The following is a 7,705-nucleotide window of genomic DNA, read 5'->3' as shown; positions in this document are numbered from 1 at the left end:
GTAGCGGCCAACCACACGGTCATCGCCAGTTTCACCACCCGCGGCGCCACGATCTTCTGGCGCAATATAGCTACGGGCGAGAACTCGGTCTGGTACATGAACGGGTCGACACATACAGGAACTGCCGCGCTCGAACCCTTGAGCGGTGCGTGGAGAATGGCAGGTGTTGCCGACTTCAATAATGACGGTGAGGCAGATATCCTGTGGCGCGATATGTCCACGGGTGCGAACATGGTCTGGTACATGAACGGCACAACCCACAGTGGCTCTGCCAATCTAGCGCCTATAACGGACCAGAACTGGAAGATTGCCGGCGTTGCCGACTTCAACAACGATGGAAAACCTGACATCGTATGGCGCAATATCTCGACCGGCGAAAACATGGTCTGGTACATGAACGGCGCAACGCAGAGCGGCTCTGCCAGTTTGCCTCTCGTCTCGAACCAGGACTGGAGGATCGCAGGCGCTGCCGACTTTGATAACGATGGGAAGCCGGACCTTCTCTGGCACAATGTATCCACGGGTGCGAACGCGGTATGGTACATGGACGGGATAACCCATACGGGCTCCGACTCAGTCAACAGCCTTCCCGACCTGAACTGGAAGATCGCGGGCACCACCGACCTGAACAACGACGGCAAGCCGGACATCCTCCTGAGAAACACCACGACCGGCGCAGACATGGTCTGGTACATGAACGGGGCAAACGTGGCACAGGCGCTGCCTCTCGATGCGGAGCCCAATCTTAGCCTAGAGATGGCTGGCCAAACCAACAATTAGCGTGGATCGCCGTCTCAGATCATTTGGGCTTCCTAGTGACGGTGCTCTCCTGCATGGCAGCTGGCTTTCCGGTCGGGCATTCTGCCAGCTGCCTGTAACCGGGTGAAACAGCTCAATGTTAGATTGTATTATGTAGGCAGAAATTCCAAGCGGTCGTTGGGTTGCTGCCAGGTCGTTCAGAGGCATTACCGTTACTCAGGAAGCGACACCTCACCGGATGGATTGTGCCGAAGTATTTAGGCCACAGAAACGGGCCCGCAGGAAACCATCAACTAGCCTACTATTTTAAGCGCGTGGCGCTCCGCGGCTTTCGAAGAAGTCGCGGCACGGCCGTGGCGGGCGTATGTGACGAGATAAACTCGTCACTGTCACCCACCCCACCCCCATATCCACTGTGCATTGAACGTGGCGGTGACGCTCGTGTCGGAGGTCATGGTTAGTGTGCACGTGGTTGAAGTCCCCGTGCACGCCCCTGACCAGCCCGAGAATGCAGAACTCCAACCGGGGACCGCGGTGAGGGTAACGACGGTGCCCGCAGGGAAGGTTGGCGCTGATGGGCTCCTCGTCACCGTGCCCCGTCCCGACCCGTTTGTCGTTATCGCAAGAGTACAGGCTGTGGGGGTCTGGGTGAAGCCCGCACTGTCACTGGCAGTAATGGTATAGGTGGATGTGGGTGCGCCAGTCTGTATCACGTTAAAGATAACGCCCGCTATGGTCAGATTGGTAGTTCTTGAAGCGGAGCCTGTGTTGGCGGAGACCGAGTACGTGACCGTCCCGTTGCCTGTGCCACTGGCGCCTGATGTGATCGTTACCCACGACGCCAGATTAGCCGTGGTCCAGCTGCAGATGCTGGAGGTGCTAACGGTGACACTTCCCGTGCCGCCCGCGGCCGGTACCGATACGGTACCAGGAGAGATCGCGGGGCTGCAGGACGAGGGCGCGATATAGACCACTTCGTTGGAGAAGGCGCTCTCGGTTCCCGCCGTATCGTAGGCGGTGGCGGCAAAGTAGTAACTTGTGCCCGCCGTGAGGCCGGTTATTGTCGCAGTTGTCTGATTCCCCACGCCGGCGACAGACGAGTAATTCCCACTTGCCGTTCCGTAGTGGACCCTGTATCCAGCCAAGCCGGAGGCTGTCACGGGGTCCCAGGCCAAGGTCACCTGGCCACCAAAGGCTTCTTTGTGGAAGAGAAGACCTGAAACTATATACAAGAAGAGGAAGAGTGAAGCTAGAAGGAAACGAACGGACGATATTGTCTGGACCTTTGGTTCAACACGCTTGACGATCAGTGAAGCACCTCCACGGCTGATTTTTCATTGAGCCCTGCGAAAGTCAGCATATGCAATGCCGCATTCGCCTGACGACCTGCCGCTACCTCATTCCTCACCACGGGGAACTTAGACCAGCGGCTTTGCGTCCCATCCTTTCAGATAGTTTGCCTTTTTCAAGCAACTGCTTGTTACAGAAACGAATACGAAAGTCTTGATAAGCCCCGACCACAACCGCATCAGGTCAACTGATGGTGGCCTTCCAAGAACTCCTTCATGGCTCCAACCTCTTTACCGTCCAGGCTCGCACTCGAGGCCTTCTATCTCCAAAAATGCATGCAACTTGGATGCCGCTAGACTCTACAGCGCAGGTGCTTGACACACAGGGCTCCGTGGTTCCAAACGGATTTAAGGCATGCCGGCTATGAAGGGATTAACCTACAGTTCGGCCGAGAACGTGTATGATAAAACAAACCGGCTCGCCCCTGGCACGTGCAGCGATTCCGGCACGACATTGATTAATTTTCAGTCAAGAATTGCTTCGTACAATAATTGATTCATGTACCATCACGCAGTTCTTGCTCCTGCAGAGAAATGCTATTTCTATGCACACCGCATCCCCTCATGCGGTACAATAGCTGCGCCATTCTTGCGCCTGTGCAAGGTATCCCAGTTGAGCGCTTCTTCCATGGTGCACAAGCGCAATAATGACTGCAGGGCATCTTATTACAGTTGGTGTTGAACGATATGAAATCTGTTGCTGAGGGCTGTTCACAAGTGTGTCAACGACTTCCTCGAGGCTAATGCGCTAACGGGCCTAAAGGAGTATTGCGTGCACGCAACATAAAACATGCGGCCATGGAAAGCTATTGCGGGCGCACAATAGTACATTACACTCATCGCAGACCTGAACAGTGTAAGTCCATGCAATGACAGGGCGGTTCTGCACGGGACTGACCGACACCTCCCGGCACAATGGTTGCTGTTGCTGTGGTGAGCGGCAACTGCATGACGCCAGCGTGAACACATTTATCGAGTTTCGCAGAGAGGGAGGAATCGAAAGCGACTATGTGCGAAAAGTGTGGTTGTGGGTACATGATTGATGACAGCAATCACGGCATCATGGTCTTCAGGTGTTGGGTATGCGGTAACCGAATCTATCCTGATCACCCAAAAAGATCCGGTGCCCTAGTCTGTTCTCGGTGCTGCAGTAACATGTTCAAGAAAAATGAGCTCGGACTGTGCGCGAAGTGTCTGAAGGTTCTGAAAATTAGTGCCGAATGGATGGAGGTCCGCAACCGCCGTGAAACAGTCTCCTTCAGCGCGAGAAGGTCCCCTTAGAAAAAGTTATGCCCAAACATTGTAATTCTTGTGAGTGCATGAAACAGGTGTGAACTATTGAAAAAAAGCAAGCTTTGGGACTTGAGAACATCAACTGCTTTGAGAAGCAGAATCTTACCGGCAACCCCTAAAATTAAATATTGACCTTGCGCTCGCTTGAGGTAAGCACGTGATGAAACGATTACTATTGTTTAAAAAAAAATTACGGCAGAATAGGAGCTCACGCAAAGTGAAAGCTCAGTGGCCGCTCTCCATGCCCATATCAATGAAGTCTGATATGTTATTCGATGAACTCGTATTCATACTTAAACGCTCCCGAGGTCTTCCACAAATACGAGGGTAACCTACTCACCCGCAAAAATAGGGATGAGTCGGATCATCGCATGCCCGCAGAAAGCAAAGAGGAGGCCCAGCGCATGCCGGATGCATTCATAAGCAATACTGCCGGACAGGCGCATAATCATATCCATAGATCTTCTCGATAAGATAATTGAGAACTGGTTCACCACATCCGCTACTTTGATGTTCCTTGCCGAAGAGAGTGGTGCCCCTCGATAAACTCTTTCTCATCACCTCCTTCCATAATTCTATCCCTTCCTGCGCGTGATTATCCGCTATACTCTCATCAAGCACTGGCCCTGTGTAGTTCATGGCTAGAAACATCAACCAGCATGCCACACGCTTCTGATAAGTCTGATGCAAAACTGTATAGTCAATCACTTTCGTGAGCCATTGCGCTGAGGAAGCCGCGTACATGCAATAACGCATACTCACATTAAGACCTTTATGGGCATAGGTGCGGTAGCGGTCGGCTAGCCTGCTGAGTCAGGTACAGGAGATTATATATCTACACCCTTGACACGGCAAAACACTGAACCACGGAAATGGCGTGATATCAGGACAAGTGGCCGTATGGCCAATAGACTTTTGGAAAACAAAACACTACATGAGAGACTAAGAGGTCAAGTTGTGACCGATAGCAGATGAATGTCAGCCCGGAGTGCGGCAGGCGCGGTTGGAGGGATGCTATTTATGGACGCCAATGATTTGTTTATATATGGCCTCAAGCAACTTCGGTCCGGTTCGTGGCAAGATGCGTTTAGCGCGTTTCGGCTGGTGATCGATCTTCAGCCGACCTTTGCCGAAGCCTATACCTATAGCTGCATAGCACAGTATCAGCTCGGGAACCACGACGCCGCGATGCAAGATTATGATGAATCCATAGAGATGTGGCCGAACATACCGGAAGCTTATTTATTCAGGGGAATCCTGTATGGGCATCGGAGTGAACATGCCAAAGCCATTAGCTTGAGCCGGAGTTCTTGAACGTGCACCGGTTTCTGTCGAGAGCATCGCTTGGGAAGAAGCACCGCTCATGTTCCGTATAGCAGAAACCAGGCAGGCCAGTATGGTATACCTGCAATAATGCAAGGCGTAGCATAAAGAAATGTATGCAACGCCGCAATAGTCCAACCGCGGTATTTTTACGACTTACGGCTGTATGTGTGTACAAAAGCAGCCATTTCGTCGGCACAATGCATGCGGCACGACGCTTGCCACACGCCGCTATGCGGTTCAACGGTTCATACGTTTTCAGGAAGGATTTCCCTAAGGACGAAGCAGAGCTCCGCGCGGAGGAAACTATGGATACCTATAAAGCGCGTGAGAGGATCATTATAAAGGGTGGCATTGTCTGTCGTTCCGCAGACCAGGCCGTAGCGCGTCGCCCCTATCTTCACCGTATCGGGGATGCTCTCTACAAAATCGTCGCGGATATCCAATTTAAAAAGGGCGAGGTATTCGGCTGTGATCCAGTGCTCAAGGGCACCGTAGTGAGGTGAGCGAGCAAGCGGAACAGACCGCAAGCTTCGGGCGAAAAAGTGAGCTTGGTCATGCTCAAGCATAGCCGAACGCAACAAAATCGTGAGGAACACCGCGCGACCTTAATAGCCATTAGATCCAGAGCAGTCCGTGGAAAGAAGAGAGCAGTGTTTGCTTTTCTTTCCTTTATTGTTGAAGAGGAAGGAAATTACGGCCAGAAAGAACAGCTTCAGATAGGCATGGCGACATGTATCCTAATTGTCAGGTATTTTGTGTCATTTCTGTTATGTCTCACGTTTCCTCCGTTACTCATCGTCTGGTTTATGACGGTATTCGTTTGGCCATGGAATGGAGAAAGACTCTCCTTCATCGCAAGCGACAATGCAGATATGAGTAGATCGGTAAGGAATAGATATACCGAACTGAAGCCATTAGAGCAGACCAGATAAAGCAACTGCATGCCACAGGGACCAAGAAAGGAGCTAAGACTTTCGCAAGGCTCCTAGAGATTTGGATCTGCAATCGATGGCGGCGAAGAGAAGAAGCGAACGCGTGTACAACGAATAAGGGAGTAACCTGCGCTCTGCAGGCCAACCAGCTAACGGGCAGCGGGTCTGAAAGGCAGGATTTTCTGTGACTCTCTATACAGAGTGACTCGGAAAGGACAAGCAAACGAATATTGCAATTCACATCGGAGTTGTCAAGTTTTTAGTTGAAGCTTCTGTGGCTCCCATGTACTTTTCTTTCTCTCATGCAGCGACCGACACCGCGTCTCCCTGTTCCCGTTCGATGGCCTGAATGAGACCGGCAATCTGATCGTAACCCTTGATCCTTCGAAAACCCTGTTCACAGTAGAAGATGACCGATGCGAGCCATCGCTGTGACATAGCGCTTCCCCGGTAGCGTTTGATGTTGCCCTCGCAGTCACGGACCGTCGAGAACATGTTCTCTATGGGGTTGGTCGACCGCAGCGTCTTCGCGAGCTCCAAGGGAACGTGTAGGCGGTGGACCGTAAGCATCTCTTCCAGGGCCTCTTTCAGAGAGTCGGCCGCAGACTCGTTGATGGCTCGTAACCATTTCTCAAAATCGAGGAGCATCTTTTTCGCGTCCTCGTAGCGGTTCTGCTCCAGTGCTCTCATGAATTTCCGGTGCGCCTCTTTCCGGTATTTCTTGGCGAGATGTTTCTGGATGTTTCGGTCCTTGTGGATGATACAGCGCTGGTGGAGCAGTTTTGCGCCAAACCGTTCTTTCAGGGCCTTGATGATGCCCTTGCCGCCGTCGGTGATGAACAGCGTCTTCTTCGAAAGGAAAAGCCCCCGTGCCTCCATATCGGCAAGGAGCTCTTCGCAGATCTCATGATTCTCCGTAGCTCCCTGCCAGAACCCGAGGGCATGCTTACGGCCGTCGCTGTCAATGCCCAGGGCCACCATGAAGGCGTCGTTGCCCCGGTGGACGGTGTCGATGAAGACAGCAAAGACAGCGATGTCTGAGAGGTCCCTTTCCTTGAACGCTTTGAGCTTTGCGGCAGTGGCCTCGATGAAGTGTCGGGAAACGGAGGAGGACGAGACGCCCAAGGCGGATGCGCAATCGACGACGGTCTCGCCGTAGCGTCTGCCCGATATACCCCGGAGTGCCCGCGCGAGAAGCTCCTCTGAGAAAACACCGCGCTCTTTCAAGGTCTGATACGTGGAGAGCGCGATCTCTCCTCCGGGACCTCGCAAGCGCGGATGATTGACGTGCATCTTCTGGTCGCCGCAATAGATCGATCCCGGCTGATAGGCCCACTTGTAGACGCCTGGATGGAGGGGCTTGCCTTCGGGGCCGGAGCGCTCCTCCCGCTCCATATCCATGATCGTTTCAGCGAGCATGCGTCCGAGATCCATCACGAGCGAATCCAATCCCTTCTTGCCTGTCTGCAGGACATGCACCATTCTCGCTGCCAGTTCCTCATCGCCGTACACCTGGGCAAAACCTTTTCTTGCCTTTTTCCTCTGTCTCGTGTCTACTTTCATCGTGGCTCCCTTTCTCTTATGAGATATTGGCCCGTGGATTATCCCACGGTGGGAGCCACATCTTCAACCGTTCACCTTTCAACTAAGAATGGTATAACACCTCAGCGAACGGCGGGGGGACTTAAGAATAAACTTAAGAATAAATCGCTTGACAACGATAAAAAAATAGCTATACTTATACTGCTTCAACGGTAACGTAGCTCTTTAAAAGTAGCGATTAGACACACTCTGCGGCATGCGCGGGTCAGCAACGAAGCGGAGTTTGACAGGGTATGCAAGAGTGTGTTACTATTTTATTCGCTTGTTTATCCGTTCTTTGACAACAGAATAGTTAGGCCCCTATTTTTAGTGCGAAAGGTCCAGTTTAGTTTTAAGTTTATTTGAGAGTTTGATCCTGGCTCAGAACGAACGCTGGTGGCGTGCCTAACACATGCAAGTCGAGCGTGAAAGTCCCTTCGGGGATGAGTAAAGCGGCGGACGGGT

General features: G+C 52.4%; 5 protein-coding genes, 1 rRNA gene and 1 riboswitch. Of the genes, 4 read left to right on the top strand and 2 right to left on the bottom strand.

Annotated elements, in window-relative coordinates; translation table 11 throughout:
* A partial coding sequence (locus VMT71_00880) for a VCBS repeat-containing protein (GenBank protein HVN22493.1) occupies nt 1-780 on the top strand: 780 nt, incomplete at its 5' end.
* A gap of 368 nt (nt 781-1,148) precedes the next feature.
* Here the strand turns inward: VMT71_00880 and VMT71_00875 are convergent.
* On the bottom strand, nt 1,149-1,940 hold the full coding sequence (locus tag VMT71_00875; protein HVN22492.1) for a fibronectin type III domain-containing protein: 792 nt from the start codon (nt 1,938-1,940) through the stop codon (nt 1,149-1,151).
* A 196-nt stretch (nt 1,941-2,136) separates the two neighbouring features.
* A riboswitch (cyclic di-GMP riboswitch) is annotated at nt 2,137-2,230 on the bottom strand.
* Nucleotides 2,231-4,421: 2,191 nt separating this feature from the next.
* On the opposite strand from VMT71_00875, the gene VMT71_00870 reads away from it, so the two are divergent.
* Both VMT71_00870 and VMT71_00865 read left to right on the top strand, forming a co-directional pair.
* The gene (locus tag VMT71_00870) at nt 4,422-4,715 is read left to right on the top strand and encodes a hypothetical protein (protein ID HVN22491.1); all 294 of its coding nucleotides are present in this window, start codon (nt 4,422-4,424) and stop codon (nt 4,713-4,715) included.
* Between the two features lie 317 nt (nt 4,716-5,032).
* Entirely contained in the window at nt 5,033-5,230 is a 198-nt protein-coding gene (locus VMT71_00865) for a hypothetical protein (protein HVN22490.1), read from the top strand.
* A gap of 729 nt (nt 5,231-5,959) precedes the next feature.
* Here VMT71_00865 and VMT71_00860 read toward each other — a convergent pair.
* Nucleotides 5,960-7,222: an IS256 family transposase gene (locus VMT71_00860; GenBank protein ID HVN22489.1), complete on the bottom strand. Its 1,263-nt coding sequence runs from the start codon at nt 7,220-7,222 to the stop codon at nt 5,960-5,962.
* 376 nt (nt 7,223-7,598) lie between these two features.
* On the opposite strand from VMT71_00860, the gene VMT71_00855 reads away from it, so the two are divergent.
* Nucleotides 7,599-7,705: ribosomal RNA gene (locus VMT71_00855) — 16S ribosomal RNA — on the top strand; the annotation flags it as partial.

It is taken from the genome of Syntrophorhabdales bacterium, assembly GCA_035541455.1.
Lineage (GTDB): Bacteria > Desulfobacterota > Syntrophorhabdia > Syntrophorhabdales > WCHB1-27 > JADGQN01.
This window is presented reverse-complemented; position numbering and strand designations above follow the sequence as displayed.